The 665-nt window shown below is 70.2% G+C and carries 1 protein-coding gene; it reads right to left on the minus strand.

Annotated features, from left to right (window positions below; translation table 11 throughout):
- Positions 1-665, minus strand: a 665-nt coding sequence (locus D7X55_RS40050; RefSeq protein WP_147470450.1) for a non-ribosomal peptide synthetase, incomplete at both ends; no start/stop codon positions are given.

Below are 665 nucleotides of genomic sequence, written 5' to 3' on the forward strand. Positions count from 1 at the left end.
GAGTGTCCGCCCAGGGAGAAGAAGTTGTCCTTCACGCCCACCCGGGGCACTCGCAGGACCTCCTCCCAGATGGCCGCCAGCTTGCGCTCCGCCTCCGTGCGAGGTGGCTCGTAGGCCGTCCCTGATTCGGGGGCAGCCAGCGCGGCAAGGGCCTTGCGGTCCACCTTGCCGTTGGCCGTGAGCGGCAGCGCGTCCAGCACGCCCATGGACGACGGCACCATGTACTCCGGCAGCTGCTTGCGCAGCTCCGACTCCACCCCCTTCGGGTCGATGTTCTGCCCCGGCTTCGCGACAAGGTACGCGACGAGGCGCTTGTCCCCGCCCACGTCCCGCACCACTGCCACGGCCTCCGCCACGCCTTCCTGCGTCAAGAGCGCGGCTTCGACTTCGCCCAGCTCGATGCGGAACCCGCGCACCTTCACCTGGAAGTCGGCGCGCCCCAGGAACTCCAGCGTCCCGTCCTCCTTCCAGCGCGCCTTGTCTCCCGTGCGGTACAGCCGCGCCCCGGGCTCCGTGCTGAACGCATGCGGGACGAAGCGCTCCGCCGTCAGGTCCGCGCGGTTGAGGTAACCCCACGCGAGCCCTTCGCCGCCCACGTACAGCTCTCCGGGCACGCCCACTCCGGCCACGTCCCCATTCGCGTCCAGCACGTACGCCGTGGAGTT

Origin of the sequence: Corallococcus sp. AB049A, assembly GCF_003668885.1 — a bacterium.
In the GTDB taxonomy this organism is placed as follows: domain Bacteria; phylum Myxococcota; class Myxococcia; order Myxococcales; family Myxococcaceae; genus Corallococcus; species Corallococcus interemptor.